This window comes from Leisingera sp. G5_S3_59_S7 (assembly GCF_054968485.1).
This window is the reverse complement of sequence record NZ_JBQKUH010000004.1, coordinates 88727-115526: the sequence shown is the minus strand read 5'-3', so window position 1 is coordinate 115526 and position 26800 is coordinate 88727. Positions and strand designations below refer to the sequence as shown.

At 65.8% G+C, this 26800-nt stretch carries 25 protein-coding genes and 1 tRNA gene; 11 read left to right on the top strand and 15 right to left on the bottom strand.

Annotated features, from left to right (window positions below):
* Positions 1-72: 72 nt before the first annotated feature.
* Positions 73-1581 carry a YifB family Mg chelatase-like AAA ATPase gene (locus ACTRWG_RS04055; protein WP_027236400.1) on the top strand — a complete coding sequence of 503 codons (1509 nt, stop codon included), beginning with the start codon at positions 73-75 and terminating at the stop codon, positions 1579-1581.
* Here ACTRWG_RS04055 and ACTRWG_RS04050 read toward each other — a convergent pair.
* The 4 genes from ACTRWG_RS04050 to rsmI form a co-directional block, all read right to left on the bottom strand.
* Entirely contained in the window at positions 1570-2478 is a 909-nt protein-coding gene (locus ACTRWG_RS04050; protein ID WP_027236399.1) for an alpha/beta hydrolase fold domain-containing protein, read from the bottom strand. The genes ACTRWG_RS04055 and ACTRWG_RS04050 overlap by 12 nt on opposite strands.
* Positions 2478-3413 carry a glutathione synthase gene (gene gshB, locus ACTRWG_RS04045; RefSeq protein WP_027236398.1) on the bottom strand — a complete coding sequence of 312 codons (936 nt, stop codon included), beginning with the start codon at positions 3411-3413 and terminating at the stop codon, positions 2478-2480. Before gshB ends, ACTRWG_RS04050 begins: the two co-directional genes overlap by 1 nt.
* A 71-nt stretch (positions 3414-3484) precedes the next feature.
* Positions 3485-3859 carry a YraN family protein gene (locus ACTRWG_RS04040; protein WP_027236397.1) on the bottom strand — a complete coding sequence of 125 codons (375 nt, stop codon included), beginning with the start codon at positions 3857-3859 and terminating at the stop codon, positions 3485-3487.
* Positions 3860-3862: 3 nt separating this feature from the next.
* The gene (gene rsmI, locus ACTRWG_RS04035; RefSeq protein WP_027236396.1) at positions 3863-4720 is read right to left on the bottom strand and encodes a 16S rRNA (cytidine(1402)-2'-O)-methyltransferase; all 858 of its coding nucleotides are present in this window, start codon (positions 4718-4720) and stop codon (positions 3863-3865) included.
* An 87-nt stretch (positions 4721-4807) separates the two neighbouring features.
* Between rsmI and ACTRWG_RS04030 the strand changes: the two genes are divergently transcribed.
* The 5 genes from ACTRWG_RS04030 to ACTRWG_RS04010 all read left to right on the top strand — a co-directional run bounded on the left by ACTRWG_RS04030 (position 4808) and on the right by ACTRWG_RS04010 (position 11191).
* Positions 4808-5974, top strand: a complete 1167-nt coding sequence (locus tag ACTRWG_RS04030; RefSeq protein ID WP_462829001.1) for an ABC transporter substrate-binding protein — start codon at positions 4808-4810, stop codon at positions 5972-5974.
* Positions 5934-8774, top strand: coding sequence for a [protein-PII] uridylyltransferase (locus ACTRWG_RS04025; protein WP_084299565.1), 2841 nt, complete (start codon positions 5934-5936; stop codon positions 8772-8774). Before ACTRWG_RS04030 ends, ACTRWG_RS04025 begins: the two co-directional genes overlap by 41 nt.
* Complete coding sequence (murJ, locus tag ACTRWG_RS04020) at positions 8771-10321, top strand: murein biosynthesis integral membrane protein MurJ (RefSeq protein ID WP_027236393.1); 1551 nt, start codon at positions 8771-8773, stop codon at positions 10319-10321. Before ACTRWG_RS04025 ends, murJ begins: the two co-directional genes overlap by 4 nt.
* Positions 10318-10905, top strand: coding sequence for a Crp/Fnr family transcriptional regulator (locus ACTRWG_RS04015; RefSeq protein ID WP_027236392.1), 588 nt, complete (start codon positions 10318-10320; stop codon positions 10903-10905). The genes murJ and ACTRWG_RS04015 overlap by 4 nt, the downstream gene beginning before the upstream one ends.
* An 88-nt stretch (positions 10906-10993) precedes the next feature.
* On the top strand, positions 10994-11191 hold the full coding sequence (locus tag ACTRWG_RS04010; RefSeq protein ID WP_027236391.1) for a YgaP family membrane protein: 198 nt from the start codon (positions 10994-10996) through the stop codon (positions 11189-11191).
* 224 nt (positions 11192-11415) lie between these two features.
* Here the strand turns inward: ACTRWG_RS04010 and ACTRWG_RS04005 are convergent, their stop codons facing one another.
* Entirely contained in the window at positions 11416-12102 is a 687-nt protein-coding gene (locus ACTRWG_RS04005) for a rhomboid family intramembrane serine protease (protein ID WP_027236390.1), read from the bottom strand.
* A gap of 100 nt (positions 12103-12202) precedes the next feature.
* Here ACTRWG_RS04005 and trpS point away from each other — a divergent pair, with 100 nt between their 5' ends.
* Entirely contained in the window at positions 12203-13231 is a 1029-nt protein-coding gene (gene trpS, locus ACTRWG_RS04000; protein ID WP_462828998.1) for a tryptophan--tRNA ligase, read from the top strand.
* 144 nt (positions 13232-13375) lie between these two features.
* On the top strand, positions 13376-15334 hold the full coding sequence (locus ACTRWG_RS03995) for an OmpA family protein (protein WP_462828997.1): 1959 nt from the start codon (positions 13376-13378) through the stop codon (positions 15332-15334).
* A gap of 58 nt (positions 15335-15392) precedes the next feature.
* Here ACTRWG_RS03995 and ACTRWG_RS03990 read toward each other — a convergent pair whose 3' ends face one another.
* From ACTRWG_RS03990 to paaG, 5 genes are read right to left on the bottom strand one after another with little or no spacing between them, the layout of a single operon-like run.
* Positions 15393-15605: a hypothetical protein gene (locus tag ACTRWG_RS03990; protein ID WP_259970978.1), complete on the bottom strand. Its 213-nt coding sequence runs from the start codon at positions 15603-15605 to the stop codon at positions 15393-15395.
* A 57-nt stretch (positions 15606-15662) separates the two neighbouring features.
* The gene (locus ACTRWG_RS03985; protein ID WP_259957380.1) at positions 15663-16259 is read right to left on the bottom strand and encodes a TetR/AcrR family transcriptional regulator; all 597 of its coding nucleotides are present in this window, start codon (positions 16257-16259) and stop codon (positions 15663-15665) included.
* Between the two features lie 16 nt (positions 16260-16275).
* Positions 16276-17586 (bottom strand): phenylacetate--CoA ligase PaaK, encoded by a 1311-nt coding sequence (gene paaK / locus ACTRWG_RS03980; RefSeq protein ID WP_462828995.1) that lies wholly within the window; start codon positions 17584-17586, stop codon positions 16276-16278.
* Between the two features lie 15 nt (positions 17587-17601).
* Positions 17602-18027 (bottom strand): hydroxyphenylacetyl-CoA thioesterase PaaI, encoded by a 426-nt coding sequence (paaI, locus tag ACTRWG_RS03975; RefSeq protein WP_462829019.1) that lies wholly within the window; start codon positions 18025-18027, stop codon positions 17602-17604.
* Positions 18028-18029: 2 nt separating this feature from the next.
* Complete coding sequence (gene paaG / locus ACTRWG_RS03970; protein ID WP_462828993.1) at positions 18030-18815, bottom strand: 2-(1,2-epoxy-1,2-dihydrophenyl)acetyl-CoA isomerase PaaG; 786 nt, start codon at positions 18813-18815, stop codon at positions 18030-18032.
* 125 nt (positions 18816-18940) lie between these two features.
* Between paaG and paaZ the strand changes: the two genes are divergently transcribed.
* From paaZ to ACTRWG_RS03955, 3 genes are all read left to right on the top strand, one after another.
* Complete coding sequence (gene paaZ / locus ACTRWG_RS03965) at positions 18941-20971, top strand: phenylacetic acid degradation bifunctional protein PaaZ (protein ID WP_462828992.1); 2031 nt, start codon at positions 18941-18943, stop codon at positions 20969-20971.
* Positions 20972-21055: 84 nt separating this feature from the next.
* The gene (locus ACTRWG_RS03960) at positions 21056-21856 is read left to right on the top strand and encodes a PaaX family transcriptional regulator C-terminal domain-containing protein (RefSeq protein ID WP_259970981.1); all 801 of its coding nucleotides are present in this window, start codon (positions 21056-21058) and stop codon (positions 21854-21856) included.
* Between the two features lie 180 nt (positions 21857-22036).
* A tRNA-Met gene (locus ACTRWG_RS03955) sits at positions 22037-22113 on the top strand.
* 248 nt (positions 22114-22361) lie between these two features.
* Here the strand turns inward: ACTRWG_RS03955 and ACTRWG_RS03950 are convergent.
* From ACTRWG_RS03950 to ACTRWG_RS03930, 5 genes are all read right to left on the bottom strand, one after another.
* Positions 22362-23309 carry a YihY/virulence factor BrkB family protein gene (locus tag ACTRWG_RS03950; RefSeq protein ID WP_027236380.1) on the bottom strand — a complete coding sequence of 316 codons (948 nt, stop codon included), beginning with the start codon at positions 23307-23309 and terminating at the stop codon, positions 22362-22364.
* Between the two features lie 64 nt (positions 23310-23373).
* Complete coding sequence (locus ACTRWG_RS03945) at positions 23374-24615, bottom strand: DUF3618 domain-containing protein (RefSeq protein WP_027236379.1); 1242 nt, start codon at positions 24613-24615, stop codon at positions 23374-23376.
* Positions 24605-25018 carry a phage holin family protein gene (locus ACTRWG_RS03940; RefSeq protein ID WP_051357796.1) on the bottom strand — a complete coding sequence of 138 codons (414 nt, stop codon included), beginning with the start codon at positions 25016-25018 and terminating at the stop codon, positions 24605-24607. The genes ACTRWG_RS03945 and ACTRWG_RS03940 overlap by 11 nt, the downstream gene beginning before the upstream one ends.
* On the bottom strand, positions 25015-25536 hold the full coding sequence (locus ACTRWG_RS03935) for a hypothetical protein (protein WP_051357795.1): 522 nt from the start codon (positions 25534-25536) through the stop codon (positions 25015-25017). The genes ACTRWG_RS03940 and ACTRWG_RS03935 overlap by 4 nt, the downstream gene beginning before the upstream one ends.
* A 277-nt stretch (positions 25537-25813) precedes the next feature.
* Positions 25814-26788, bottom strand: coding sequence for a C45 family autoproteolytic acyltransferase/hydolase (locus tag ACTRWG_RS03930; RefSeq protein WP_245597373.1), 975 nt, complete (start codon positions 26786-26788; stop codon positions 25814-25816).
* Between the last annotated feature and the right edge of the window lie 12 nt (positions 26789-26800).

Sequence of the window (26800 nt, the reverse complement as noted above, 5' to 3'; positions counted from 1 at the left end):
TGCCGCTTGCGTTAACGACTCGGAAACCACGATTGCCAAGCATTTCTCCCTGCACCAGGAGGGTTGGGAGACATGACCGCACGATCCTACACAGTTGCCTTTCAAGGGGTCGAGGCCCGGCTGGTCGAGGTGCAATGCGCCGTCGCCCCGGGCCTGCCCGCCTTCTCAGTCGTCGGGTTGCCGGACAAGGCCGTCTGCGAGGCGCGCGAGCGGGTGCGGGCAGCCTTTGCGGCGATGTCCATCGCCCTGCCCTCGCGCCGGATCACCATAAACCTGTCGCCCGCCGGCCTGCCCAAGGAAGGCAGCCATTTCGACCTGCCCATTGCACTCGCCCTGCTGGCCGCGATCGGCATCATCCCGGAGGAAAAGGCCGAGGAAACCATCGCTTTGGGAGAATTGTCGCTGGACGGCCAGCTGATTGCGGTGGCGGGCGCCCTGCCAGCCGCAGTGACCGCGGCGGAGGAAGGCCTGATGCTGCTCTGCCCGAAACCCTCGGGGCCGGAGGCGGCCTGGGTCGATGCGGCGCAGGTGATCGGCGCTGGCACGCTGACGGAGGTGGTGCAGCATTTCACCGGACAGCGGCGCATTGAACCCTCCGCGCCCGGCGAGGCGGTCAGCGGGCTGGGCGGCAAGGATTTGCGCGACGTGAAAGGCCAGGAAACGGCCAAGCGGGCGCTGGAAATCGCGGCGGCCGGACGCCATCACATGCTGATGATCGGCCCGCCCGGCTCCGGCAAGTCGATGCTGGCCGCGCGGCTGCCCTCGATCCTGCCGCCGCTGTCGCCCGCGGAGGCGCTGGAAACCTCGATGATCCATTCCCTGTGCGGGCTGATCGACGAGGGCGGCATCAGCCGCGCCCGCCCGTTCCGCGAGCCGCACCACACCGCCTCGATGGCGGCGATTGCCGGCGGCGGCAGGCGCGCCCAGCCCGGCGAGATCAGCCTGGCCCATAACGGCGTGCTGTTTCTGGATGAGCTGCCGGAGTTCGGCCGCCCGGTGCTGGAAACCCTGCGCCAGCCGCTGGAAACCGGCGAGGTGATGGTGGCGCGCGCAAACGCCCATGTGAAATACCCCAGCCGTTTCATGCTGGTGGCCGCCGCCAACCCCTGCAAATGCGGCTATCTGGCGGATGCCAACCGCGCCTGTTCCCGGGCGCCCCTCTGCGGCGCGGATTACCTGGGCCGGATCTCAGGCCCGCTGCTGGACCGCTTCGACCTGCATCTGGACGTGCCGCCGGTGGATGTCGCCGACCTGGAGCTGCCGCCCGGCGCCGAAGGCTCTGCTGAGGTGGCACAGCGGGTGGCCATCGCCCGCGAGATGCAAAACGCCCGGTTCCGGGACCATCCCGGCCTGCGCCAGAACGCCGATGCCGAGGGCAGCCTGCTGGAGGAGATTGCTGCCCCGGACGCCCAAAGCCGCGACCTTCTGATCCGTGCCGCCGAGCGCTTTGGCCTCAGTGCGCGCGGCTATCACCGGGTGCTGCGGGTTGCCCGCACCATCGCCGACCTGGCCTGTGAGGAGCGCGTGCAGCGCCAGCACTTCGCCGAGGCGCTGAGCTTCCGGCTGCCCTCATCCCGCTGAGCCGCCGTCCAGCGCCCTGACCGCAAAGGCAGCCGCCTCTTCCAGCGCGGCCTGCCCCTCCGGCAGGTGCCCGGCCATGAACTGCCAGACGTGCGGCACATCGCGCCACAGGGTCAGGCGGACGCTGCCGCCCGCGGCCTGCAGCCGCTCTGCCATCCGCTCCGCATCCGACAGCAGCACTTCGACGTCGCCTGCCTGGATCAGCACCGGCGGCGGATCGGGAAACTCCGCAAACAGCGGGGACGCGCGCGGATCAGCAGGGTCCGCGCCTGCCAGATACTGCTCGATAACCTCTTTCATCCGCCCGGCGGGGATGATCACATCCTTGTCCCGGTTGGCTTGGATACTGGCTCCGCTCAGCGTCAGATCGCACCAGGGGGAAAAGGCAATCACACCCGCCGGCCGCTCGCCCTTGGCCAGTAGCCCGCCCAGCAGCGCCAGCGCCAGCCCGCCGCCTGCGCTGTCGCCCGCCAGCAGGATGTCCCCCGGCCCATAGCCCATACGGCGCAGCGACTGCCAGGCCGTCATCGCATCATCGTATGCGGCCGGAAACGGAGCCTCCTGCAGCAGCCGGTAATCGGGCACGGCGATCTCAGTGCTAGAGGCGTAAGAGAGACGGGACAGCATCCCCTGATAGGCTCGGGCGCTGCCGGCCAGATAGGCACCGCCGTGCAGGAACAGGATGACCCGCCGGCTGCGGGTCTGCCCGGCGGAGACCAGATACAGCGGCACCGGAGCAGGCCGCCGCAGCACCCGGGTATAGGGCAGCGCCGGGCAAAACAGCGGTGCGGTCAGGTCAAAGACCCTGCGCACGAAGTCCGGGCTGCCGGTCAGCCGCAGCGCCGGTTTCATGCCATAACGCATCCACGCATTTATGGCCCGGCGCTGCCAGCTCATCAGCGGATCTTGGCTTCGATCGCCTGCCAGATCTTCTCGGCGATGTTCACACCGTCAAACCGCTCCAGCTCCTGAATGCCGGTGGGCGAGGTCACGTTGATCTCGGTCAGGTAATCGCCGATCACGTCGATGCCGACAAAGATCTGGCCCTTTTCGCGCAAGAGCGGCCCGATGGCGGCGCAGATTTCCATGTCGCGCTCGCTGAGACCGGTCTTTTCGGGCCGGCCGCCCACGTGCATGTTGGACCGGGTCTCGCCCGCCGCGGGCACGCGGTTGATCGCCCCCACCGGCTCGCCGTCGACCAGGATCACCCGCTTGTCGCCGTTGCTGACGTCGGGCAGGAATTTCTGCACGATCAGCGGCTCGCGGCTGAAGCCGGTGAACAGCTCATGCAGCGAGGTGAGGTTGCGGTCATTGGCGTCCAGCCGGAACACGCCGGCGCCGCCGTTGCCGTACAGCGGCTTGAGGATCACGTCGCCATGAACCTCCTTGAACGCCTTGATGGTCTGCAAATCGCGGGCGATGGTGGTCGGCGGGGTCAGGTCCGGGAACTTCAGAACCAGCAGCTTTTCCGGGTAATTGCGCACCCAGAACGGGTCGTTCACCACCAGCGCCTGCCCCTTCAGCATGTCCAGAAGATGCGTGGAAGTGATGTAATGCATGTCAAACGGCGGGTCCTGGCGCAGCCAGACCACGTCGAACACGCCCAGGTCCACTTCGCGTTCCGGTCCCAGCACCGCCGGCGCATCCGCCACCCGCTGCACCGTCATGTCATGGCCGCGGGCGGTGATGCGACCCTCCTGATAGGCCAGATGGTCAGGGGTGTAGAAGAACAGCTCATGGCCGCGCGCCTGCGCCTCTTCGGCCAGGCGGAAGCTGCTGTCCGCGTTGATGTCCACGCCCATGACCGGGTCCATCTGGAAGGCGATTTTCATGGCAGTATCCCTTGTAAACTGGCCAAATACATGGCCCACCCCGCCCTGGGGTTCAATGGGTGAGGCGCGGTTCAATCCATGCCAAAAGCGTTTTCGATGATTTCCACAGCGCCGGTTCCGTTGACCAGCGCCGCGTCAAACCGCACCGGCGTCAGCTGCCCCTGCGGCGCGTTCTCCAGATACTGCCCGGCGCTGGCATAGATGCGCTCCGCCTGCCGCGGCGTGATGCGCAGGGCCGCGGCGGCGCTGGTGGCGCTGTGCTTCACCTCGACAAACACCAGCCCCTCCGGCCCGCGCAGGATCAGGTCGATTTCGCCGCCCTGCCCGCGCCAGCGGCGCTCCGCCACGGTGTAGCCGCGGTTCTCGTAGTGGCGGGCAACGATCTCCTCCGCCGCTTCGCCCGCCAGATTGGCGCGGCTGCCGCGATGCTGGCGGGCGCGGGTCATGCCTCAGCCGCCCTTCGCCAGCTGCAGCGCCAGCTGATAGACCTTGCGCCGGGGCAGCCCGTGCATTTCGGCGACAATGGCGGCGGCGTCCTTTACCGAGTTGCCCTGCAAGGCGGCCTGCAGATCGCTTTCCAGATCGCCCTCGCTCACCTCCGTCTCCTGGCCGCGGTCGACCAGCAGCACGATCTCGCCCTTGACCGGGCTGTCTTCCAGACCGGCCGCCAGATCCGCCAGCGGCGCGCGGCGCACTTCCTCGAACTTCTTGGTCAGCTCGCGGCACAGCGCCGCCGGGCGGTTGCCCAGCACCGCGGCCATATCCGCGACCGAGGCGGCAGCCCGCTTAGGCGATTCATAGAATATCAGCGTGCCGGGGATGTCCCGCAGCTCCTCCAGCCGCTTGCGGCGGGCACCAGAGGCGTTGGGCAGGAAGCCCGCAAAGAAAAACGCATCCGTCGGCAGCCCGGCCAGTGTCAGCGCCGTTGCCGCCGCCGAGGCGCCGGGCGCGCAGGTGACCGTGTGCCCGGCCTCTGCCGCGGCGCGGCTGAGGTCAAAGCCCGGATCGGCAATCAGCGGCATCCCGGCCTCGGAGGCATAGGCAACCGATTTCCCCTCCGCCAGCGCCTCAAGCAGCTTGGCCCGCGCGCCGCTGCCGCTGTGATCGTGATAGGCGATGATCCGCCGCCCGCCGAGCGGCACCCCGTGTATCTCCATCAGCTTGCGCAGCGAGCGTGTATCCTCCGCCGCGAGCACATCAGCCGAGGCCAGCACATCCAGCGCCCGCAAGGTAATGTCGCGGGCAGTGCCGATCGGCGTGGCAACAAAGTACAGCCCGGGGGACAATATGACATTCTGGTGATTCAACGCTGGACCCGCCTTTTTGGTCGTTTATGATCCGTCCTTAAACCCACACGGCGCAACCGCGCCGGGAGAACGGAGTTTCAAGACATTATGTTTGCTGTTTTCAAACGGGCCCGCAAGGCGGCACTGACAGCTGCCGCGGCACTTTCCGCCATTGCCCTGACTGCCTGTGATCCGGTTGCCATTAGCACCGGCCCGACCATCAACACCTCCAAGCCGGTGCCGGTGGCGCTGCTGGTGCCGCGCGGCTCCGCCCAGCAGGGCGACCGGGTGCTGGCCCAGAGCCTGGAAAATGCCGCCCGGCTGGCCATCGGCGATCTGCAGGGCGCGCAGATCGACCTGCGCGTCTATGACACCGCGGGCAATCCGGCAACCGCCTCCACCGCGGCGCAGCAGGCGCTGGACGACGGCGCCCGGGTCATCCTGGGCCCGGTCTATGCCGAGGCCGCCAACGCGGCCGGCATCGCCGCCCGCCAGCGCGGGGTGAACGTGCTGGCCTTCTCCAACAACCCGGCGATTGCCGGCGGCAACGTCTTTATCCTAGGGCCGACTTTCGACAACACCGCCCGCAGGCTGACCAGCTTTGCGGCCCGCAACGGCAAGCGCAACATCCTGGTTGTCGGCGGCAATGATGCGGCCGGTGCCGCCGGCCGGGCTGCCATCCAGCGCGCAGCCAGCCAGACCGGTGTCAACATCGCCGGCAGCGTCGGCTATGAACTGTCGCAGCAGGGGGTGATCAATGCCATCCCCACCATCCGCACCGAAGCGGCAGGCGCCGATGCGGTGTTCCTGACCTCGACCACCGCAGGCGCCTTGCCGCTGCTGGCGCAGCTGCTGCCCGAAGCCGGCGTCGACCCGGCCGACAAACAGTATATCGGCCTGACCCGCTGGGACATTCCCGCGCAGACCCTGACCCTTCCGGGCGTGCAGGGCGGCTGGTTCGCAATGCCTGACCAAAGCAAGGTGCAGCAGTTCAGCGCCCGCTACCAGTCCAGCTATGGCGCGGCGCCGCACTCCATCGGCAGCCTGGCCTATGACGGCATTGCCGCCATCGGCGCGCTGGTCGCTGCGGGCAAGTCCGACGCTCTGACCGGTGCGGCGCTGACCCAGGGGGCAGGCTTCCAGGGGGCCGGCGGCATCTTCCGCCTGCGGCCGGACGGCACCAATGAGCGCGGCCTGGCGGTTGCCACCATTCAAGAACAGAAGGTCGTGATCATTGACCCAGCCCCAAGCAGCTTCGCCGGCGCAGGTTTCTGAAGCCCCTGCCGGCTCCCCGCGGCACACTGCCGACGGGTTTCCCGAACCGCTGGGGCCGCTGATCTGCGGCCCCTCGGAGATTTTTGATGCCGCCGCCATCCGCGAACAGATTGAAGCATCGGCGGCGGATTGCACCCCGGCAGAGCTGCGCGGCGAAACGGTGAAAATCCTGCGCGCGGCCAATAAAGCCGGGCGCGCGGCCATTGCCGAGGCCTTTGCCGCCAAACCCTTTGCCGCGCGCGAGCTGACCCGCTCTTATACCTTCCTGACCGACGGGCTGGTCACCACCGCGCTGCATGTCGCCAGCGGCCTGTTGCACCCGCTGGCCAACCCGACCCGGGGAGAGCGCATCGCGGTGCTGGCGGTCGGCGGCTATGGCCGAGGCGAGATGGCGCCGGCCTCGGACGTCGACCTGCTGTTTCTGACCCCCTACAAGATCACCGCTTGGGCCGAGAGCGTCATCGAGTCGATGCTCTACATCCTCTGGGATCTGCGGCTGAAGGTCGGCCACTCCAGCCGCACCATCAAGGATTGCATCCGGCTGGGCGGCGAGGATTACACCATCCGCACGGCGATGCTGGAGCAGCGGTTCCTGGCCGGCCACGCGCCGCTGGCCAAGGAGCTGGACAAAAGGCTGCGGGCAGAGCTGTTCTCCAAGGATGCCGAGCAGTTCATCGAAGCGAAGCTGGCCGAACGCGACGCGCGCCACCTGAAACAGGGCCAGCGCTATGTGGTTGAGCCCAACGTGAAAGAGGGCAAGGGCGGCTTGCGCGACCTGCAGTCGCTGTTCTGGATTGCCAAATACCTCTACCAGGTCAAGGACGCCGAAGACCTGGTGCCCCTGGGGCTTTTCCACCCCGAGGAGATGGAGCTGTTTGCCAAGGCGGCGGCCTTCCTGTGGGCGGTGCGCTCGCATCTGCATCTGGCCACCGGCCGCGCCACTGAGCAGCTGACCTTTGACATGCAGGTCGAGGTGGCTGCGCGCATGGGCTATGAAGACAAGGCCGGCCGCCGCGGTGTCGAACTGTTCATGCAGGATTACTTCCGCCATGCCACCCGCGTCGGCGACCTGACCCGTATTTTCCTGACCAAGCTGGAAGCCAGCCACCAGAAGGGCGCGCCGCTCCTGGAGCGGATCTTCCGCCGCCGCCCGCGGATCAAGCCCGGCTACCGGGTGGTGCATAACCGGCTGGACGTCGCCGATCCGGAGGCGTTCTTGCAGGACAAGGTGAACCTGCTGCGGCTGTTCGAGGAAGCGCTGCGCACCGGCATGCTGATCCATCCGGACGCGATGCGGCTGGTGACTGCCAATCTGCACTTGATTGACGACAACATGCGCAACGACAAGGAGGCGCGGCGGCTCTTCCTTGATCTGCTGCTCAAGCACGGCAACCCGGAGCGCGCGCTGCGGCGGATGAACGAACTGGGCGTGCTGTCAGCCTTCCTGCCGGAATTCGAGCCGATCGTGGCGATGATGCAGTTCAACATGTACCACTCCTACACGGTGGACGAGCACACCATTCAGGTGATCGCCAATTTCGCCGCCATCGAGCGCGGCGAGCTGGAGGATGAGCTGCCGTTGTCCTCGGAGGTGCTGCGCAAGGGGCTGAACCGCAAGGTGCTGATGGTGGCGATGCTCCTGCACGACATCGGCAAGGGCCGGCCGCAGGACCATTCGATCCTGGGCGCCCAGATCGCCCGCAAGGTGGCGCCGCGGCTGGGGCTGAAACCTTCGGAATGCGAGACTGTGGAATGGCTGGTCCGCTATCACCTGCTGATGTCGGACATGGCCCAGAAACGCGACATCGCCGACCCGCGCACGGTGCGCGATTTCGCCAAAGCGGTGCAGACCGTCAAACGGCTGGACCTACTGTTGCTGCTGACCGTCTGCGACATCCGCGGCGTCGGCCCGGACACCTGGAACAACTGGAAGGCGGCGCTCTTGCGCGCGCTTTACGGGCAGACCCGCGCCGCGCTTGAGGGCGGTATGGAGGCGCTGAACCGCGAGCACCGCGGCGCGTCCGCCAAGAAAGCGCTGCGCCAGGCGCTGCCGGACTGGTCCAAAGCAGATCTCAAGACCGAAACCGCCCGCCACTACCCGCCGTACTGGCACGGTTTGCATGTCACTGCGCATGTGGATTTTGCCGAAATGCTTCGCGAATTCACCGCCAAGGGCGACCCGGGCGAGGTGATGATCCGGCTTTATCCGGACGTGGACCGCGACGCCACCCGCGCCTGTTTCGTGATGGAGGATCACCCCGGCATCTTTGCCCGCATCGTCGGCGCGCTGGCGCTGGTCGGGGCCAATGTGGTGGATGCCCGCTCCTACACCACCAAGGACGGCTATGTGACCGATGCCTTCTGGATCCAGGACAGCGAGGGCCACCCCTTCGACCCGATGCGCCTGCACCGGCTCAAGCAGATGATCGAAAAGACGCTCAAAGGCGAGGTGATCGCCCGCGATGCGCTGAAGTCCCGCGACAAGATCAAGAAGCGCGAGCGTGCTTTCAAGGTGCCGACCCACATCACCTTCGACAACGAAGGCTCGGAGATCTACACCATCATCGAGGTCGACACCCGCGACCGCCCCGGCCTGCTCTATGACCTGGCGCGCGCCCTGGCCGCCGCCAATGTCTATATTGCCAATGCGGTGATTGCGACCTATGGCGAACAGGTGGTGGATGCCTTCTATGTCAAGGACATGTTCGGCTTGAAATACTATTCGGAGTCCAAACAGCGGACGCTGGAAAAGAAGCTGCGCGAGGCGATTGCCGAGGGCGCAAAGCGGGCGGATATATGAAGCCAATCAGATTGCTTTCGGGGTTCCTGACCGTCGGGTTCTGGACGCTGGCCAGCCGTGTGCTGGGCTTTGCGCGCGAGATCCTGATCGCCGCCTTCATCGGGCCGGGGCCGGTGCTGGACGCCTTTATCGTGGCCTTCCGCCTGCCCAACATGTTCCGCCGTTTCTTTGCCGAAGGCGCGTTCAACGCGGCCTTCGTCCCGGCCTTTTCCAAGCGGTATGAGGCCGGCGAAGACGCCACCGCCTATGCGCAGCAGGCCTTCAACCTGCTGGCTGCCGCGGTGCTGGCGCTGGTGGGCCTGGCCATGGTGTTCATGCCGGGACTGGTCTGGCTGACGGCGGGCGGTTTTGTCGGCGATGCACGCTTCGATATGGCGGTGGGATACGGCCATATCGTCTTTCCCTACATCCTGTTCATGTCGCTGGCGGCGCTGTTTTCCGGGGTGCTGAACGCCACCGGGCGCTTTGCCGCTGCCGCCGCTGCGCCGGTCCTGCTCAACATTTTCGCCTGCTCGGCCATGACCGCAGGCGCGCTTTTGGGCGGCGAGGTGGTGACCTGGCTGGTCTGGACCATACCGGTGGCCGGCGTCGCCCAGCTGGCGCTGGTCTGGGCGGCTGCTGACAGGGCCGGGATACGCCTGCGCCCCGGCCTGCCCCGCTGGAACAGCGAGATGCGCGACCTGGTCCGGATTGCCGTGCCTGCCGCGCTGGCGATGGGGGTCACGCAGATCAACCTGGTGGTCGGGCAATACGTGGCCTCCGACATTGAAAAGGCCGCCAGCTGGCTGTTCATTGCCGACCGCCTCTATCAGCTGCCATTGGGCGTGGTGGGCATTGCCGTCGGCATCGTGCTGCTGCCTGCCCTGTCGCGCCGCCTGCGGGCGGGCGACGGTGCCGGCTCCCAGGACGCCCTGTCGCGCGCCGGGGAGTTCTCGCTGCTGCTGGCGGTGCCGTCTGCCGTTGCCTTCATCACCGTGCCGCTGCCGCTGGTCTCGGTGCTGTATGAGCGTGGCGCAACCGGCCCGGAGGACGTGGCCGCGATTGCCATCGCAGTCGCCATTTACGGCGCGGGCCTGCCGGCCTTCATGCTGCAAAAGGTGCTGCAGCCGCTCTACTTCGCGCGGGAAGACACCAGAACCCCGTTCCACTATGCGCTGGTGGCAATGGCCGTAAACGCCGCGCTGGCCTTTGGGCTCAAGCCGGTGCTGGGCTGGATCGCCCCCGCCATTGCCGCCTCTGCCGCAGGCTGGGCCATGGTGGCGCTGCTAGCGCTCGGTGCCCGCCGCATGGGGGAGGAAGCCCGGTTCGACGCCCGGTTCCACCGCCGCGCCTGGCGCATCCTGGCGGCCTCCGCCGTGATGGGCGCGGTGCTCTACGCGGTGGCGCACACCGTCGGCTGGCTGTTCACGCTGGACTACTGGCGCTACCTGTCCCTGCTGGGGCTGGTGGTGCTGGGCGGCGCGGTCTACTTCGCCGCGGGCCAGGCCCTCGGCGCTTTCCGCCTGTCGGAATTCCGCACCGCCCTCAGCCGCCGGAAACAGGCATGAGCCGCCTCTCCTGCCCCGCCGGCTTTGTGCTGTTCCGCCCCGGGCAGGAGTGCCCCGGCTTTGTCCGCCTCACCGCCGGCCGCATCAAGGTCACGCTGACCGCCGCCAACGGCCGCGAGGTCGTCCTGTACCGTGTTGGCCCGGGCGATATCTGCCTGCAGACCTTCGCTTGCCTCACCGACGGGCGCACTTATGCGGCGGAGGGCGTCGCGGAAACCGCACTGGAGGGAGAACTCATCCCGCACGCCGATTTCCGCCGCGCCATGTCAGAGGACGGGGCCTTCAGGGCCGAAGTCCTGACCGCCGTTGCCCGCCGCTTTGCCGACTACGAGCAGCTGGTGGAAGATGTTGCCCTCACCGGCTTTGACGCCCGCCTCGCCCGGGTGCTGCTGCGGCTGGCGCAGGGCGGCGATGAGATCCGCATCACCCATGACGCGCTGGCCGCCGAAACCGCCTCTGGCCGCGCTTTCGTCACCCGGCGGCTGCGCGAATTCGCCCGCCTCGGCCTGGTGGAAACACAGCGCGGGCAGCTGCGTATCCTGGACCGCGCCGGGCTGGAGCGGATGGCGCAGGACGAAGCCTGAGCTTTGGTGACACTGTCACCGACAGCCGCCCCGGCCGCGGTCTAAAATGGACTCAGAATTTCCAACCTGAGTTCGAAAGGACCACCCAATGCCCCGTAACGAAGGCACCCTCGACCGCGCCCTGCGCATCATTCTCGGCCTGATCCTGCTGTCGCTGGTGTTCATCGGCCCGCAAACCCTGTGGGGCCTCATCGGCCTGGTGCCGCTGGCGACCGGCCTCATGGGCTACTGCCCTCTTTATCAAATCCTCGGCCTCAGCACGTGTCCGCTTAAGAAGCAGGGCTGACCTTCCCTGCCAATTCCGGGTCAAGGGCGGCATAGCCACCGCGCGGCACGCGCGGTTCACCCTTGGGGCGGGATTTGCCGGCCGCAAAATGGAGATAGCGCCTTCACGGCAAACCTGCCCCTGAAGCGCTTCTCAGCGGCTCTTCCCGCCGCGCGTCAGCGCGGCCCGGCCCAACGGCTGCAAATGCCCCTTGGGGCATCGGCAGCGGGCGGGAGCGCCCCGTTTCAATCGTGGCGGATGCGGTTGCGGATCCGGGCCCAGCCGCCCGGCGCCAAAAAGAACGACAGGCTGAACCCGGTGGCAAAACCCGCCAGGTCGGCCACCCAGTCCTTCTGGCCGCCAAACAGCAGCCCGAACACCAGCTGCGCCCCCATCAGGAAGGCAATCAGCGAAAACGCCCGGCTTTGCTGCGCCCCGACCGAGGCCAGCGAGCGCCAAAGCAAAAAGGTGAACGCCCCGATCAGCCCATAGACCGCCGGAAAGCCGCCGATCAGGGGCTGGCCGCTGCTCACCAGCAGCGCATAGCCCAGCGCGCCGCCGGCGCCGGACAGGATAAAGATGATCACCATCGCCAGATCGCCCATCACCTCGCCCACCATCTTGCCCATCGCCAGCACAAAGACGCAGACAAACAGCGCGTGGGTAAAGGCGCCATGCACAAAGATATAGGAGACAAAGCGCTTCAGATGCTCCGGCAGCCAGCGGCCGCTGTCCTGCATCCACCAGAAAATCTCGCTGGAGAACGCATAGGACTGGATCGCCTCCAGCCGCCAGCCGATCGCCTCCGGACCGCCCAGGATGCCGCGCGCGCCCAGCGAGAACACCGCCTCGATCCCGATAATGATCAGGACCAGCGCCACCACCGCGGCGGGCAGAGGGTTGAGGGGGGCATTATTGGGCTGGCTGCTCATCCGGGCTCCTTGCGGCACGGAATCCCCCGCGCCTGTTGACCTATCCTGGCCCCATGGGTAAGCGACGATGGTGCATAATTCCAGACGGGAGTTTCCGGCTATGAGCGAAACCAGCTTCACCCCGCGCGTCTTTTCGGGGATCCAGCCTTCGGGCAACCTGCACTTGGGGAATTACCTCGGTGCGCTGAAGCGCTTCGTCGACTGGCAGGCCAAGGACGTTGAGACCATCTATTGCATGGTCGACCTGCACGCGATCACCGTCTGGCAGGATCCCAAGGACCTGATGAAATCGACCCGCGAGCTGTGCGCGGGCTTCATCGCGGCGGGCATCGACCCGGAAAAGTCCATCCTGATCAACCAGTCCCAGGTGCCCGAGCACGCGCAGCTGGCGTGGATCTTCAACTGCGTCGCCCGCATGGGCTGGATGCAGCGGATGACACAGTGGAAGGACAAGGCCGGCAAGAACCAGCAGAACGCCTCGCTGGGACTGTTTGCCTATCCGGCGCTGATGGCCGCCGACATCCTGGTGTACCACGCCACCCATGTGCCGGTTGGCGAGGACCAGAAACAGCATCTGGAACTGACCCGCGATATCGCCATCAAGTTCAACCATGACTATGGCGTCAACTTCTTCCCGGAGACCGAACCGGTGATCGAAGGCGCCGCCACCCGGGTGATGAGCCTGCGCGACGGCTCCAAGAAGATGTCGAAATCGGATGCATCCGACGCCTCCCGCATCAATCTGACCGATGACGCCGACGCCATCGCGAAGAAGATCCGCAAGGCCAAGACCGACCCCGAGGCGCTGCCGTCCGAGGCCGAAGGCCTGGAGGACCGCCCCGAGGCGCGCAACCTGGTCAATATCTATGCCGCCCTGAACGAGCAGAGCGTCGATCAGGTGCTGGCGGATGTCGGCGGCCGGCAGTTCTCGGAATTCAAACCGATGCTGGCGGATCTGGCGGTATCCAAGCTGGCGCCGATCTCGACCGAGATGGCGCGGCTGATGCAGAACCAGGACGAAATCGACAAGATTTTGTCCCGCGGCTCCGACCGCGCGCGCGAGATCACCGCACCAATCCTGCGCAAGACCTATGACATTGTCGGCATGGTTCCGCCCGTAAGCCTCTGAATTTCAGTGCCGCTGGCGGAAAACGGCCAGATTTCAGCCGCCCCCTCGGGGGCGGCTTCTTTTTTGCCGGGCCGCCGGGAAACTTTTTCCCCACTCAGCGGTTACCCCCGTACGGCCATGTGCCGGAACAAGGAAGGAACCGTTATGAAACCGGGAATTTTCAAATCGACCACGGCGCTGGCAGTGATGGTCTCGCTGGCAGCACCGCTGCCCGCCCTGTCGCAGGACAAGGGCAACAAGCGCATTGACCTTACCCAGATGACCACTGCCGAGATCGGCAAACTGGTCGAGCGCTGCAGGAAACGCGCTGAACGGCAGCAAAAGAAGCTGGCCGCAGGCGGGGAAGTCCAGGAAAAATCCGGCCGGATCGCCAAGTTCTGCCAGGCCTATGGCACCGGCGCCTTTGACGCTGAGCTGCCGGGCGAGCTGCAATCCGCCAGCGTGCTGGCCAGCGTGGCAGAGATGACGGCGGATGCCGGGGCCGCTGTTGAAGCTGAGGCCGGCGCGGAAGTGCAGGCTGGCGCGGACGCTCAGGCTGCGGGCGGTGAGAACACCCAGCAGCAGGCAGACGGCACAGCCCCTGCCCAAACTGAGGCCGCGGCTGAGGCTGGTGCTGACGCCAATGCAGAGGCAGAAGCCGCCGCAGCAGCGGAAACTGCTGCCGAAACGGAGGCTGCCGCAGAGTCTGCTGCCGCTCAGGAAGCTGCAGAGGCCGCTGCCCTGGCAGAGGCACTGGAGCAGGAGGCCGCCGCTCAGGAAGCGCAAGCCGAAGCGCAGGACGAACAGGCCGAAGCTCAGGCTGATCAGCAGGCCGAGGCCCAGGCGGAGCAGCAGACCCAAGCGCAAGCTGAGCAGCCGGCAGAGGATGCCGCCGCTAAAGAAACCGCAACCAGCGCCGAAGCGATTGCCGCCGATCTGGCCCAGTCGCAGGGCGATACCGGCGAAACTGCCGACAACCCCGAACTGGTAGAGCTGGACAGCCAGGCCCAGGCCGATGCTCAGGCCGAAGCCGAGACTGAGACCGCCGCAGCTGCCGCTGCCGCCGCGGATAACAGCGAAGGCCAGGCCGAGGTGACCGAAGAAACAGTGACCGAGGAAACCGTGCGCAGCTCAGATGAGGAGTTTGAGACCGAAGTCGGCGCGGACACCCAAGCTGCGGCAGAAGCCCCTGCCCCTCAGGCCAATGCCGCCGCGGAAGAAGATGACAGCGGCCTGTCCGACCAGCAGCGCAACGCCCTGCTTGGCCTTGGCGCCCTGGCCATCGGCACACTGCTTAACAATGGCGGTAAGGTGGTGTCCAACACAGGCGACCGCGCCATCGTGGAGCAGGACGGCCAGTACCGCGTGCTGAAGGACGACGACGCACTGCTGCGCCAGCCGGGCTCGAATGTGACCACCTACCGGTTCCAGGACGGCTCAACCCGCACCGTGGTGACCAGCGAGAACGGCGTTGAGGTGGAAACCATCCGCTCCGCCGAAGGCCGGGTGCTGCGCCGGACCCGCATCCTGCCGGACGGCCGCAGTGTGGTGCTGTTCGACGACACCCAAAAGTCTGAAAAGGTCGTGGTGAACGAGCTGCCGCAAGTTCAGGACAACCGCCGTGCCTTCTCCGGCACCGGTGCCGTATCGGCTGAGGACCTGGCCGCAGCGCTGGCCGCGCAGGAAGCTCCGCAGGTTGACCGCCGCTTCTCGCTGGCGCAGGTCCGCAACATCGACGCGGTGCGCCGCCTGGTGCCTGTGATCAACGTTGACTCGGTGAACTTCGACACCGGCTCCGCAGTGATCCGCCCGCAGGAGGCCGAAGAGCTAGCCGCCCTGGGCAACGCACTGCGCGAGCTGATCGACCGCAGCCCTGGCGAGGTGTTCCTGATCGAAGGCCACACCGATGCGGTGGGCGCAGCGACCTATAACCTGGCGCTGTCGGACCGCCGCGCCGAAACCGTGGCGCTGGCGCTGACCGAATACTTCGACGTGCCGCCGGAGAACATGGTGGTGCAAGGCTATGGTGAAAGCGACCTGGCCGTGCAGACGCTGGACGCCGAACGCGTCAACCGCCGCGTCGCGGTGCGCCGCATCACACCGCTGCTGGGCAGCGAAAGCTGATCCGAATGCTTGAACAGCTGCACCCGGCGGGACTTCTCCGCCGGGTGTGTTTCCGTGCCTATTCCGCCGGTGTCCTGCGACGGGACCACAGCCCGTACTTCAGGGCAAATGACTTCAGCGAAAACCGGCGCCTGCCGGAATTCGCGCGCGTCTTCCCGGCCGCGGTGCGGTCGAACTCATACATGTCGATGGCGCGTTCGGCGCAGCCGCAGGCCTCGCCCAGCCCGACCTTTTTGTAATAGAAATTCTCAAAGCTCTCAGGTTTCTGCATCGCATCCTCCCTTGGCGGAGCAGGCTAACGCAGAAAACGCTGAACGCAAAACGGCCTTTACAGCCCCTTCACCCCATGAAGGGTCAGATCCGCAACCAGCCGGGCATAATCCTCCCGCGCCTTGGACCCGGCGCCGGTATTCCACATGTAATACCAGTTCAGCATCCCGAAGACCGACATGGTAGCGCCGCGCAGCTTGGCGCTGTCGCCGTCAAAAACCTCAGGCGCCACCGCCTGCAACGCATCGCTCATGAACTGGACCATCTCGCGCTGATAGCCGCGCAGATGCTTCTGCTGCTCCTCCGGCAGCGCCCCCATCGCACCCAGCTGCACCTGGTGCTCATGGTCTGCGCCCTGATAGGCCAGCAGGATTTCCGAAACGATGCGGCGCAGCCGCTCCTGCGGGCCGTAGCCGTCCAGCTCCACCTCGCAGACCCGGTCGCGCAGGTCGCTGAGGTAGGTGTCAAGGAGGCCGAAGAGAACGGCATCCTTGCTGTCATAGTAGTGGTAGATGTTCGCCTTGGAGATCCCGCATTCCCGCGCCAGCTGGGTCATCGACGCGCGGTCATAGCCTGCTTCCGCAAACACTTTGGCTGCGGACTTCAGGATCTGCGCGCGTTTCTGATCATGGTCTTTTGCGATCGTGCGGGCCAAGGCTCACTCTCCCGGGTCAGGACTTGTTGCGGTTGTCGACGACGCGCTTGGCCTTGCCCTGGCTGCGCTCGACGGATCCGGGGTCGCCTACAATGATCTCGGTGGAAACGCCAACCATATCCTTGATCCGCTTGGTCAGCATCCGCGCCGCCGCGGTCTTGCTCAGCTCATCCGTGGCATCCGGATTAGCCTCGACATACACCCGCATCGCGTCCATCCGGCCGGATTTATACAACTCGATCTGGTAATGCGGCGCCAGGCCGCCAGTCGCCATCAGCTGCTCCTCCACCTGGCTGGGGAAGACGTTGACACCGCGCAGGATGATCATGTCGTCGCTGCGCCCGGTGATCTTCTCCATCCGGCGCATCGTGCGCGCGGTGCCCGGCAGCAGCCGCGTCAGGTCGCGGGTGCGGTAGCGGATCATCGGCAGGCCTTCCTTGGTCAGCGTGGTGAACACCAGCTCGCCCATCTCCCCGTCCGGCAGCACCTCGCCAGTGGCCGGGTCGATGATTTCCGGCAGGAAGTGATCCTCCCAGATGACCGGGCCGTCCTTGGTCTCGACGCATTCGTTCGCCACGCCCGGCCCCATGATTTCGCTGAGGCCGTAGATATCGACCGCGTGCATGTCAAAGGCATCCTCGACCTCCTTGCGCATCGCGTCGGTCCAGGGTTCGGCCCCGAACACGCCAACCTTCAGCGAGCAGTCGCGCGGGTCCATGCCGATCTTGTGGTACTGCTCCAGGATGTTGAGCATGTAGGACGGCGTCACCATGATCCCGTCGGGTTTGAAGTCGGTGATCAGGCCGACCTGCTTTTCGGTCTGCCCGCCCGACATCGGAACGACAGTGGCGCCCAGGCGCTCGATCCCGTAATGCGCGCCAAGACCGCCGGTGAACAGGCCATAGCCGTAGGCGTTATGCACCATATCGCCCTTGCGCAGCCCCGCCGCCCGCAGGGAGCGCGCTACCAGATCCGCCCAGTTGTCGATGTCGCCCTTGGTATAGCCGACCACCGTCGGCTTGCCGGTCGTGCCGGAGGACGCATGCAGGCGGATGATTTCACTGCGCGGCACCGCAAACAGGCCGAACGGGTAATTGTCCCGCAGGTCGTTCTTGTAGGTGAAGGGAAACTTGGCCAGATCGGACAGCTGTTGCAGGTCGTCCGGGTGCACGCCCGCCTCGTCGAAGCGCTGCTTGTACATCGCCACGTTATCATAGGCATGGCGCACCGACCATTTCAGCCGCTCCAGCTGCAGGTTGCGGATTTCGTCGATCGAGGCGATCTCGATCGGATCCAGATCGCTCTTGTTCGGGGTCAAATCTTCCATGGCGTCCTCCACACCTTATTCGTCAAACAACTGGCCTTTGACCGCCCGGGAGAAGCCCCGGAATTCGGCGATCTGCTGGCCGTCCTGATTGGTCACTGTCACGTCATAGATCCCGCTTCGCCCGGTCAGAGAAATCTCGCGGGCCTTGGCGATCAGCGTGTCGCCCAGCCGTCCCGGCGCGGTGAAGCTGATCACGTTGTGCTGCGCCACGGTCGACTGGTTGCGGCTGTTGCAGGCAAAGGCAAAGGCGCTGTCGGCCAGCATGAACGTCACGCCGCCGTGGCAGATGCCGTGGCCGTTGCAGTGATGCTGCGCGATGATCAGCTCCAGCGTGGCCTCGCCCTCATCCACATGGGTGATCTCCATCCCCGCCCACTTGGACGCGTGGTCCTCTGCCCACATCGCGGCGGCGGATTTTTCGGCGCGTTCCTTGGGGGTCATGGTCACTTGCCCTTGAACGCGGGCGCGCGCTTTTCCAGGAAGCTGGCAACGCCCTCAGCGTAATCCGCGCTCTCGCCGCAGGTTTTCATCGCATCCGCCTCAATCTCCAACTGATCGGACAGCGTGTTGACTGCCGCTGCCTGAATGCACTGTTTGGTCAGGCCCAGCCCCAGCGTCGGGCCGTTTGCGAATTTCTCCGCCATGCCGCGCGCCTCGGCCATCAGGTCACCATCCGGCAGCGCCTTCCAGATCAGGCCCCAGTCTTCGGCCTTTTTTGCAGGCAGCGGCTCCGCGGTCAGGGCTAGGCCCTTGGCGCGCGCCTCGCCCAGAAGCCGCGGCAGATGCCAGCTGCCGCCGGTATCCGGGATCAGGCCCACCTTGGAGAACGACTGGATGAACTTGGCGCTTTCCGCCGCCAGCACCATGTCGCAGGCCAGTGCCAAATTGGCGCCCGCCCCGGCGGCCACGCCGTTGACGGCACAGATGACCGGAAAGTTCAGCTCGCGGATCAGCCGCACCAGGGGTGCATAGAATTTGCGCACGGTCTGGCTCAGGTCCGGCGGCCCGTCCATCTTGCGCGGATCGCGGTCGCCCAGATCCTGCCCGGCGCAAAAGCCGCGCCCGGCCCCGGTCAGCAGCACCGCGCGGGCACCGCCGTCGCGTGCGCCTTCCAGCGCTGCGCGCAAGGCGTTGTGCATGTCCTCATTGAAACTGTTCAGCCGGTCCGGACGGTTCAGGGTGATCTCCACCCAGGTCCCGTGATCCTCCACCAGAATCGTATCGCTCATCGCTCCCTCACCCTGTCAGCGGCGCATTTGACAAATTCCTTGCATAAACCGACCGGACGGTCAATATATCTCAGCATCGGATTCCAGCCAGCCGGCCCTGCCGGCCTGACGAAAAGGACAGCATCATGAGCCTTCTAGAGATTTCCAGCTTTGCAGCGGGTCAATGGGTCGCACCGGGCGCAGGCGCCCGCAACATCGCCAGCGCCATCACCGGCGAGGTGATCGCCAGCGCCGGCAATGACGCGCTCGACGTGCAGGCGATGCTCGACTACGCCCGCACGGTGGGCGGTGCGAACCTGCGCAAGCTGACCTTCCACGACCGCGCCCGGATGCTGAAGGCGCTGGCCGGCCACCTGAACCAGCACAAGCAGGCGCTTTATGACCTCAGCTTCGATACCGGCGCCACCCAGTCCGACCACATGATCGACATCGACGGCGGCATCGGCACCATGTTCGTCTTCGCTTCCAAGGGCCGCCGCGAGATGCCGGACGCCCATGTCTACCTCGACGGTGATGTGGAGCAGCTCAGCCGCAACGGCACCTTCCTGGGCCAGCACATCTGCACCCCGCTGCGCGGCGTCGCGGTACATATCAACGCCTTCAACTTCCCGGTCTGGGGCATGCTGGAAAAGCTCGCCCCCACCCTGCTGGCCGGCGTTCCGGCCATCGTGAAACCCGCCACCAACAGCTGCTATGTGACGGAACTGGCAGTGAAACTGATGCTGGACAGCGGCATCCTGCCCGAAGGCGCGCTGCAGCTGGTCTCCGGCGGCCTGGGCGACATGCTGGACCATCTGACCATGCAGGACGTGGTCAGCTTCACCGGCTCCGCCAATACCGCGCTGAAACTGCGCGCCAACCCGGTGATTCTGGAAAACTCGGTGCGCTTCGTGGCCGAACAGGACAGCCTCAACGCCTCGATCCTGGGGCCGGACGCCACTCCGGGCACGCCGGAGTTTGACCTCTTCGTCAAGGAAGTCAGCCGCGAGATGACCACCAAGGCGGGCCAAAAATGCACCGCCATCCGCCGCATCATCGCGCCCCAGGCGCAGGTCGACGCGGTGATCGAAGCACTGTCGGCCCGACTGGCGAAAACGCAGATCGGCGACCCGCGCCTGGAAACCACCCGCATGGGTGCTCTGGTCTCGAACAGCCAGAAACGCGACGTGCTGGAAAAGGCCGCGATCATCGGCCAGGAAGCAGAGCGCGTTTTTGGCGATCCGGAAAACTTCTTCGTCGATGGCGCCGATGCCGAAAAAGGCGCCTTTGTGCCGCCGATGCTGTTCCACTGCGCCGACCCGGACAAGGCGCAGCGCGTGCACGACACAGAGGCCTTCGGCCCCGTCTCCACCATCATGGGCTACCGCGATCTGGACCACGCCATTGATCTGGCCAACCGCGGCCAGGGCTCGCTGGTGGCCTCCGTCATCACCCATGACCCGGCCGTCGCCCGCGACGTCGCCATCGGCGCCGGCGCCTACCACGGCCGCCTCTACTTCAATAACCGCGACTCGATGAAGGAATCGACCGGCCACGGCTCCCCCCTGCCCCACATGGTGCATGGCGGCCCAGGCCGGGCAGGCGGCGGCGAGGAGATGGGCGGTGTGCGCGGCGTCAAACATTACATGCAGCGCACCGCCATCCAGGGCTCGCCCGACATCCTGTCTGCGATCGGCGAGAAATGGGTCCCCGGCGGCACCGAGATCGAAGGCCCCGCCCACCCCTTCACCCGCAAGTTCGGCGAGCTGTCCATCGGCGAGACCCTGCACACCGCACCGCGCATCGTGACGCTGGAGGATATTGAGACCTTCGCCCATTTCACCGGCGACACCTTCTATGCCCATATGGACGACGACGCCGCCAAGCGGAACCCGTTCTTCCCAGGCCGCGTGGCGCATGGCTACCTGCTCTTGTCCTTTGCCGCGGGCATGTTCGTGCAGCCGGACGAGGGCCCGGTTCTGGCCAACACCGGCCTCGACAATCTGCGTTTCATGAAGCCGGTTTCGGCGGGCGACAGCATCAAGGTCCGCCTCACCGTCAAAAAGAAAACCCCCCGCAACGAGGAGTACGGCGAGGTCCGCTGGCATGTGACCCTGACCAACCAGGACGATGAGATTGCAGCAGAGTACGAACTGCTGACAATGAACGCCTACTAAAACTGCGAAAATGCGGCACGCAGCCCCGCTGCCGCCAACCGCCCGGACTGGCCTTACCGGTCCGGGCGAACTATGTTTATCCCTATGAACGAACAGCATAACCCCTGGTTTGAGACAACCGTCCAGCAGCTGAACGACCCGCAGAACCAGCGGGTCTGGTCGGTGATCGTATCGCTGTTCGGCGATCTGGCGCAGGACAAGGGCGCCCGGATCAGCGGCAGCGCCCTGACCCGCATCATCACCCCGATGGGAATCAAGCCCGAGGCAATCCGCGTGGCGCTGCACCGGCTGCGCAAGGACGGCTGGATCGAAAGCGCCCGCTCAGGCCGCGCCTCGGTCCACTACCTGACCGAATACGGCCGCAACCAATCCGCCGCCGTCACCCCCCGGATCTATGAGCGCCGCGCCGCCGCCCCCGGCGACTGGCACCTGCTGATCGCCGAGGACGGCGCCGGGCAGGCAACCCTGGACGAGGTGCTGCTGCTGTCCAATTACGTCGCCGTGAACCGCACCACCGCGCTTGGCCACGGTCCGATGCCGCGCAACCTGGACGACCTGCTGGCGGCGGGGGTCAACAGCATGAGCGTTCCTGGCTGGCTCAAGGCCCGGCTGTTTCCGGACCACCTGCAGGACGCCTGCGCCGCGCTGCAGCGCGACCTGCAGCAGATTGCTCCGCCGCCTGCGGGCCTGACCCCGGCGCAGACCGGCACCTTGCGGACTTTGATCGTGCACCGCTGGCGCCGCGTGGTGCTGCGCCACCCGGACCTGCCGCCCAGCTTCCACCCTGAGGACTGGGCCGGAGAAGCCTGCCGCGCCCTGGTATTCCAGCTGCTGGACCGCCTGCCGCAGCCAGAACTGTCCGCCCTGGACGCGCAAACCGAATAGCCGCGAAACGGCGCTGAAATCCTGCCGCGCCGCAGCCCGGCGCGCCCGAGAAAAGATAAGCCGTTGTTTTTAATATTTTTCTCGCCTCATCAGGAAAAACATCGGAAGAATCCGCATTTCCCTGCCTTTTCTGCTTGACCCCACCGCCGGCATTCCTTAAATCGCGTCCACACAGCGAGCGGCGGAGTAGCTCAGTTGGTTAGAGCAGCGGAATCATAATCCGCGTGTCGGGGGTTCAAGTCCCTCCTCCGCTACCACCCCTCCCTTGAAAATCCGGCAAGGCCGTTGGCGGTTAAGCATGCTGCAGGCAGCTGCCCACCTGTTTGGCGGGCAGCCAGGCAGCCGGGCTGTGCTTTCCTGAGGTTTGAATGCCGCTTAGCCGCGGGAACGACCAATTTCCGCCCTCCTGGCAGCTCTATGACGGCCCGTGCGCTGGCAGACCCGCTCCGGCACCCCATTGCGGAACATCGCAGCGCAAACCGGTCCTAGCGGGTTCCGGGCGGGTCTAGGTGTCCTGCGCCGCGCCCAGCTTGTCGGCCTTGACCGCGCCGCGCTGTCCCATCGGCTCCGCCGGGCCGACAGTTGTGTCGTAGGCGGTCTGCGCCTCGACCTCTGCGTTGATCTCGGCGCCAAGCAGCACGATGAAGGCAGAAATCCACAGCCACATCAGCAGCACCACGACCCCCGCCAGCGCGCCGAAGCTTTCGTTATAGGATCCGAAGTTGCCGACGTAGAACGCAAACCCCGCGGAGCCCGCCAGCCAAAGAACACAGGCGGCAATTGCACCGGGCGACGCCCACAGAAATTCCGGCTTATCCCGTGACGGGCCGTAACGGTACAGCACCGCAAGCCCGGCCATGGTCGTGAGCAGCAGCACCCCCCACACCAGCAGCGTGCCAAGGATTTCGGTCACGGGCCCGGCGTCGATCAGCGCGATAACCGATGGGACCGCCAGCGTCGCCAGAAGCCCCATCAGCAGTCCCGCGATCAGGAACAGCGTCAGAACGAGGGTGACAAAGGTCTTCATGAAAAAGCCGCGCCTTTCCTCCTCGTCGTAAGCCACGTTCATGCCTTCGATGAGGCTGTTCATGCCCTTGGACGCAGAATAAAGGGCGATCAGAATACCCGCCACAGCAGCAAGGCCCAGCCCGCCTTCCCGCGAACCTGCGACCTGGGTCGCCTGGCCGATGACGATTTCCATCACTTCGTCCGGCACGACCCCTTCCAGCTGCGAAATCTGGTCGACAATCTGGCTGGGTTCAATCATCAGGCCGCCAATCGCCAGAAGCGCGGTAATGGCCGGGAACAGCGCCATAAGCCCGTAAAAGGCGACGCCGGCAGCGATCAGCCCGACATGGTCGGTTGCGATCTCATCCTTGACCCGCAGGGCAATATCCTTCCAGCCCTTGGGCGGGATCTTATGCGGTGCATCCGCCTGCCTGCCGCGTGTCATGGCGTCTCCTCCAAAGCCGTTTCATGCAAAGCCGGAGGCTGCCGCAGCAGCCTCCGGACCCGTCTTACGATGAAGAAGGCTTACCCAAGTCCTTTTCCTTGGCCTTGTCGGCGGCCGCGCCGGCAATCCGCTTGCCAGCCGACTTCGCCTCATCGACAGCCGCCTGGGCCGCCGTCTTGCCTTGCGGCGCGGCGCTGTCCATGGCGTCCCGCTTTTCGCTGGCGATGGTTTCAGCCTCCTTGCGGGCGGCCTGCATCACAGCCACGGCTTTCTCCTGCTCTTCGCGGAAGATCGCCTCGGCCCGCTCCATCATCTTGTCGCTGTGCGCGCCCAGGGCGTCATCCTCGGTGCGCGTGCGCGGCAGCGCGCCGCCAATCGCCGCCCCCAGCGCCAGCGCCAGTGCGCCTGCGACCAGCGGCTGCCGGTTGAAAAAGTCCGCCGACTGACGCGAGCCGGACGCCAGCGCCCCGGCAGCCTTGCGCCGGGCATCGACAGCAGCCTCGCGCGCCGCGATCACGCGGGCCCTGGCCTCTTCCGAGAGGTTCTCCGTGCCCTCCGACAGACGGTCGCGCAAACGCGCAGCCCGGGCACGGGCGGCATCTGCGGCGTCCGACACCGAGGACGCGGCAGAGGAGGCGCCGTCACGGACGGCCTGCCCTGCGGCAGCGGCCTTGCCCTTCGCGGCTGCACCAGCGTCCTTGGCCGCTGAACCGGCCGCCGATGCCTTGTCGTGCACAGCCTGACCCGCGGCAGACGCCTTGGCCTGTGCCGATGCGGCGGCTCCGGAAGCGCGGTCCGCAAGGCTGCTGCCGCCGCTATCCTCGTCATCATCGCGGGCCCAGGACGGGACGCCTTCAGAGCCGCCCTTCATGCGCGGATCAGGGCGTGTCACAAGCATGCCGCTGGTGTCGTGCCCGCCGTAGCTGCTGCCTGACCGGCGGTCTTCCCAGCCGCTGTCACCGTAAGCTTCGCTGCTTCCGTACCCTTCGCGGCCACGCGCGCGGCCAGCGTAATCAGCCCCCCGCTGTTCCGCGCCACTGCGGCTGGCGCCGGAGCGGCCTTGCCCGAAGATCATCCAGGCCAGCCCGACGCCGGTCAGAACCACGGCTGCCGGGTTTTCCTTTACGGTCCGGGTGATGGCATTGCCGATCTCGCCGCCATGCTCGCGCAGCTGATCGCCCAGCTGCTGCACCACGCCGTCGACGGAAAACTTGTTCTGCAAATTCTCAAGGTTGCTGGTCAGCTGCGCGCGGTCCCGTTCGATCTCGCGCTCGATCTCGTGAACAGAACGGTTATCATTTGTCATTGTACGTCTCCTTGATGGATTGCGCGTCGCGCTTCACGTTTTCAGCGGTGCGGGTGGGGGCCAGGCTTGAAAGCTTCAGGTCGCTGGTCCCCTTGGCGATCATACCAAAGGCTGCGGCCGCAAAGGCCACCCCGACAAGCAGGGCTGCCCAGCCCGGATCCATGCCGGCTTCGGTCAGCGCCGCCGACAGGGCCGCTGCCAGAACGTTAAGCGCGGTCAGCGCCACGACGACACCGCCAACGATCAGTCCCAGGGCGACAGCAGCGCGGTTGATGTTTTCGCCAACCTCAGCCCGCGCAAGCGCGAGCTCGTTGCGGACCAGCGAGCTGATGTTGTTCAGCGCCTCGGTCACGATGCTGGCAGCATTCGGCGTGGCGCCGGGGTCGGGGTTCGTCTGTGTCATTTCACCTCTCCCGTGTTCTTCGTGACCGTGTTTTGCGTAACCGGGTACGGGCTGGCCGGACGATCAGGGCTTGCCGAAGGGGTTGCCGCAGGCGCGTGCGCCGCGCTGGCCGCCGGGCCGTCCTGGCGGCTGCTGTCCGACGCCTTGGCAAAGCGTGCAGCGGCAAAGCCCAGCAGCGCAGCGCTGCTCAGGAACATGACCGGGTTTTTGCGGGCAAAGCCCGAAACGGAATGGACCATATCGCCCAGATCCTGGTTGCGGATTGAATCTGACACATCGGCCAGAGTACCGGCCACTTGGCCGATTGCGCGTTCATGCGGCGAGCCGCTGCGCATTTCGTCGGAAGCGGTGCGCAGCGCAGCCGCCACGGACTTCACCTCGTCGGCGACGCTTTCCTTAGCTGCTTCTGCGCGGCTCTGCGCCTCTTGTTTGGCGGTTTCGGCGGCGCTCGCCGCAGCGGACTTGGCCTCTTCGGCAACGTTTTTTGCGGCGGTTTTCACTTTGTCTGTTCCGGACATCTGAATACTCCCTCTGATCAGGCGATAAAGTTGAGCAAGGCGAGAACGACGACAACGACGCCAATGATATAGAAAATGCTGTGCATGGCTTCCTCCCCGGGCTGTATCGGTCGGTTCGATACTTGGACAACTCACAGCACACCGGTTCAGTTCCAATTTTCCCGGAACGTGCAGCCAATTTATGCGAGGAAAACCAGAGTCCGGCCCCCGGCAGGTCAGCTCAGCAGCCGTCCAGGCAGGGAATGCTGTGCCGCCTCCGGCCGGCCAGGGCCGGCGTTCAGAACCCCGGAACCTGCACGGCCAGCGTCCGCTCGTCGAATGCCATCAGCGGCATATGCCAGACGCTGCCGGGCCAGCGCAGTTCCATCTCAAGCTTGCGGGGCCGGTAAACCGCCGTGTAAAGCGTGCCGAACCCCTCGCTGAAGGCAGAGGAATACAAGGGCGGCTTCAGAAACGCGCCTATGAACTTCTCTTCCGGCTCCCTGTGCAGCGTCAGCCGCTGCAGCAGGAAACGCTCCCGTTCCACCGTCGCCGTGAACCGCGCATGGCTGTCCCACTCCACCTTCTCCTGGTGGTTGGTGGCAACTGATACATGCTTGAGCACCGCCTTGCGGTCTGGCGCCATGAAGGCGGTGAGGAATTTGCGGGAACGGTCGACCACGGTGACGTTGTAGCTCATATGCGTCGGCAAGCGGGACAGCGCCGCGCCCGCCTCCTCGGCGGTTTCGCAGGTCTGCAGCACGTAGCGCAGGATCAGCGGCACGCCGAACCCCTCGCCGACCACCCGGCGGCCGCCGAAGGTCAGCGACATCGCCAGCCCGGCATCGTTGATGCCGTCGACCAGTCCCCACAGGCTGTCGCTGGTGCCCAGCACCGTGCGGCCCAGCCACTCGGTGCGCATCACCACCCCGTCAAAGGCGTGCGGGCTGTAGTCGTAGTTGCGCACCAAAACCGGCTCCGGGCCAGGCCACAGTGCCTGGGAACAGGCCGACAAATAGGGCGGCGGGCAATAAAAGCTGAGAAACCGCGCCGCGTGATCTGCCCCGCCGGCCAGATCGCACAGCTCCTCATAGAGCGGCAGCAGCTCCGGCATATGAGTCTTCAGCGCGTTGACGCTGTCCAGATAGCCGGGACGCGCCTCCGGGCCTTCGTGGATCCACCACTGGTGGTAGTCCGGCCAGAACTCCTGGAACAGCCCGGCCCACTTTGGGCCGGGCTGGGGTTCGTCAATGGCGCGCCAGCGGATGATCATGTCCTCACGGGG

Excerpts from the sequence above, each read along its gene's own strand:
- ACTRWG_RS03950 (WP_027236380.1), bottom strand. The coding sequence starts at position 23,309 with ATGACACGCGGCAGGCAGGCGGATGCACCGCATAAGATCCCGCCCAAG.
- paaZ (WP_462828992.1), top strand. The coding sequence starts at position 18,941 with ATGAGCCTTCTAGAGATTTCCAGCTTTGCAGCGGGTCAATGGGTCGCA.
- ACTRWG_RS04010 (WP_027236391.1), top strand. The coding sequence starts at position 10,994 with ATGCCCCGTAACGAAGGCACCCTCGACCGCGCCCTGCGCATCATTCTC.
- trpS (WP_462828998.1), top strand. The coding sequence starts at position 12,203 with ATGAGCGAAACCAGCTTCACCCCGCGCGTCTTTTCGGGGATCCAGCCT.
- murJ (WP_027236393.1), top strand. The coding sequence starts at position 8,771 with ATGAAGCCAATCAGATTGCTTTCGGGGTTCCTGACCGTCGGGTTCTGG.
- ACTRWG_RS04015 (WP_027236392.1), top strand. The coding sequence starts at position 10,318 with ATGAGCCGCCTCTCCTGCCCCGCCGGCTTTGTGCTGTTCCGCCCCGGG.
- ACTRWG_RS04055 (WP_027236400.1), top strand. The coding sequence starts at position 73 with ATGACCGCACGATCCTACACAGTTGCCTTTCAAGGGGTCGAGGCCCGG.
- ACTRWG_RS04040 (WP_027236397.1), bottom strand. The coding sequence starts at position 3,859 with ATGACCCGCGCCCGCCAGCATCGCGGCAGCCGCGCCAATCTGGCGGGC.
- ACTRWG_RS03960 (WP_259970981.1), top strand. The coding sequence starts at position 21,056 with ATGAACGAACAGCATAACCCCTGGTTTGAGACAACCGTCCAGCAGCTG.
- ACTRWG_RS04005 (WP_027236390.1), bottom strand. The coding sequence starts at position 12,102 with ATGAGCAGCCAGCCCAATAATGCCCCCCTCAACCCTCTGCCCGCCGCG.
- ACTRWG_RS04030 (WP_462829001.1), top strand. The coding sequence starts at position 4,808 with ATGTTTGCTGTTTTCAAACGGGCCCGCAAGGCGGCACTGACAGCTGCC.
- gshB (WP_027236398.1), bottom strand. The coding sequence starts at position 3,413 with ATGAAAATCGCCTTCCAGATGGACCCGGTCATGGGCGTGGACATCAAC.
- paaK (WP_462828995.1), bottom strand. The coding sequence starts at position 17,586 with ATGGAAGATTTGACCCCGAACAAGAGCGATCTGGATCCGATCGAGATC.
- paaG (WP_462828993.1), bottom strand. The coding sequence starts at position 18,815 with ATGAGCGATACGATTCTGGTGGAGGATCACGGGACCTGGGTGGAGATC.
- ACTRWG_RS04050 (WP_027236399.1), bottom strand. The coding sequence starts at position 2,478 with ATGAGCTGGCAGCGCCGGGCCATAAATGCGTGGATGCGTTATGGCATG.
- ACTRWG_RS03935 (WP_051357795.1), bottom strand. The coding sequence starts at position 25,536 with ATGTCCGGAACAGACAAAGTGAAAACCGCCGCAAAAAACGTTGCCGAA.
- ACTRWG_RS03930 (WP_245597373.1), bottom strand. The coding sequence starts at position 26,788 with ATGATCATCCGCTGGCGCGCCATTGACGAACCCCAGCCCGGCCCAAAG.
- ACTRWG_RS03995 (WP_462828997.1), top strand. The coding sequence starts at position 13,376 with ATGAAACCGGGAATTTTCAAATCGACCACGGCGCTGGCAGTGATGGTC.
- ACTRWG_RS03990 (WP_259970978.1), bottom strand. The coding sequence starts at position 15,605 with ATGCAGAAACCTGAGAGCTTTGAGAATTTCTATTACAAAAAGGTCGGG.
- ACTRWG_RS03940 (WP_051357796.1), bottom strand. The coding sequence starts at position 25,018 with ATGACACAGACGAACCCCGACCCCGGCGCCACGCCGAATGCTGCCAGC.
- paaI (WP_462829019.1), bottom strand. The coding sequence starts at position 18,027 with ATGACCCCCAAGGAACGCGCCGAAAAATCCGCCGCCGCGATGTGGGCA.
- ACTRWG_RS03945 (WP_027236379.1), bottom strand. The coding sequence starts at position 24,615 with ATGACAAATGATAACCGTTCTGTTCACGAGATCGAGCGCGAGATCGAA.